Source organism: Frankia sp. CoWAU3, from assembly GCF_977971855.1.
The window spans coordinates 27,694-30,053 of the sequence record NZ_CDWWXB010000020.1; the positions used below are offsets into that span (position 1 = coordinate 27,694).

General features: G+C 66.7%; 2 protein-coding genes. Both read right to left on the reverse strand.

What is annotated here, in order from left to right; all coding sequences use genetic code 11:
- Positions 1 to 3 precede the first annotated feature (3 nt).
- Positions 4 to 1,074, reverse strand: a complete 1,071-nt coding sequence (locus AC08ON_RS03930; protein ID WP_476616469.1) for a glycosyltransferase family protein — start codon at positions 1,072 to 1,074, stop codon at positions 4 to 6.
- Positions 1,075 to 1,694: 620 nt separating this feature from the next.
- A partial coding sequence (locus AC08ON_RS03935; RefSeq protein WP_476616470.1) for a GGDEF domain-containing protein occupies positions 1,695 to 2,360 on the reverse strand: 666 nt, incomplete at its 5' end.

Sequence of the window (2,360 nt, forward strand, 5' to 3'; positions counted from 1 at the left end):
CGGTCAGGCCGAGGTCCGCATTCGCCGCCCCAGTGCGTCGAGCGCGACCCGACGGGTACTCTTGATCTCCGGCAACCGCGCCTGATAAGCCGGTGCCGTGGCCAACGGCTGGTAGAAGCCGAGCCGCGGAACGAAGTCGGTGTCGTCGTAGCCCGGCGGCCGGTGCAACGCATACGTACGACCCGGGAAAAGCAGGTCGTAGTTGTCGGCGATCTGCCAGATGGCGACGTGCGGGTCGACCCGCCGACGCTGAAAGTACGCCTCCAGGACATCGATTGTGAAACTAATCTCATGGAACTGTTTGACCAGGCTGTGGTAGTGCTGGCCGACCTGATACTTGATCGGTAGTTCGACCTGGAGACTATCGGAGTAGTCGAGCAGATCGAGAGCCAGAACCTTCAGTGACGTCTCGACGCCGTACCCCCGCGAGAACGCCAGCGCCGCGAAGACGTCCGCGTCGACGACGAACTCCCCGATCAGCGGCTGGATTGTCCGAGTGATGGACGGCACATACCTGGCGAGCTGTTTCGACAACAGCGACCGCAGCATCTCGGTGGTTCGCCCCCCGGGCTGCCCGTCGCCAGTCACTCTACGCGAACTTCCGTTGACGAAAAGCGGGGCGTTATCGGCAGTCGCGGCGGCAGCCAGGACACCCACTGTATATGGATCATAGCTTTCCAGATCGGCGTCGTGGAAGATGAGCCGACTCCCGAACGCAAGATAGGCGAGACTACGCATCGCACCCGCCTTGCCGCCGGTCGTGGTGGCCTCTCGGCCCGCGTGACGCTGCAGGACCGACTCCCCACGCACGACCCAGCTGGCGCCCGCGCCGGTCGCGATGCGCATCAGGCCATGTTCGTCCCCGTCCGACGACGGGTCGACAACCACGCCGATCTCGTCCAGCACGCTACGCTCCTGCATCCAGCGTTGCCGGTTGAGTGCGATGATGTCGCCGAGAGTTCGAGCCGCCTCCGGGCCACGGGCCGGGATGAGCAGACTCAGAGTGATGCCCTTGGCGAGTTTGTCGACCTCGATTGAGTCGAGGTCGAGGCTGGTGGGTTCGAGCGTTCGCACGGATGCCCCTCTCTCGTGACCTTTCTTCGGTACGGACAGCCCGTACCGGTGATGACGTCCAGATGGGGATCTGGTGCGGCATTGCCGGCGGTATCAGACGGGCTGGGTAGGGAATCCCCCGGCCACCCCGGACCGCATGATTGCGTACCTCCGTTCACAACGCCTCATCCGCCCGAGTCGTAGCCGGTACCTCCCCGCGTGTTCCGGTTCACCGCTTCCGCCTCTCGACCACCCGGGAACGATCGGTCCGCCACATGCAGGTGCTGGAGCGTCAAAGTATCGGTCTTACGACCGTGTCCGTCACTCCCCATCTTTCCCGAGGGGGAACAACCACCGCTTCTGGGACAAGGAGCGAACACTCGGCGCCGCACCAGCACGGCGCATGACCCCGCCGTGCCACGAAGAGTACCCGACCAAGCACCCGGAACGGTTACTCCAGGACCGATCCGAAAGAACTACCCCCACACGGCCCGCCGATGCCACCGGATGGGCAGAATCGCTCACGGCGTCCTGCTCTCTTTCGATCATGGCCATGGAAGGAAGACCGGCGCGCGGCCGGACCATCCCGAGGACGGACGATCGGGCGGCGCTCGCCGACCTGCCCGCCGCCGTGGCCGCGCTCACCATCGCGTACGCCGGGACACCACGGCGGATACGGCATCCGGGGCTGGGTGCTGTCTACTCGAACCAACCCTCTCACCGACGTCATGCCCACCGACGTCATGGCCCGGTCTGGCGGAGCCGACCGCGACCCGGTCCCGTCCCGCGGCCTTGGCGGCATACAGCGCGCGATCCGCGGCTGCGACGAGCGCGAAGGTGTCGTCCGCGTGATCGGGGAGGGCCGTCGCTCCGACCGAGACCGTCACAGCGATCAGCAGCGACTCCTCGCCGGTGTCTCCCCGGACACCGGCACCCGACCGGGCCTGGCCGCGCGCCCTCGCCGGCTCCGCAGACCCCGCAGCCCCGGACTCCCCCGTGCGGGCCGGCGGATCCGGAACTCGCGGCGCGGGCAGGACGATCCGGACGGGTTCTCGTCCGACGCCGCGGCGCAGACGTTCGGCGATATCGGCGAGGGCGTCTCCCCGGACATTCAGCGTGAGCAGCGCGAACTCCTCACCCCCGTAACGGGCGACGACGTCACCGGGACGGGTCACGACCAGCAGTCGCCGAGCCACCTCCGTCAACACCTGATCACCAGCCGGATGGCCGAATCGGTCGTTCACCGACTTGAAGTGGTCGACGTCAACGAGGATCAGCCCCATTCCGGATCCGGTGCGTCGTACCCG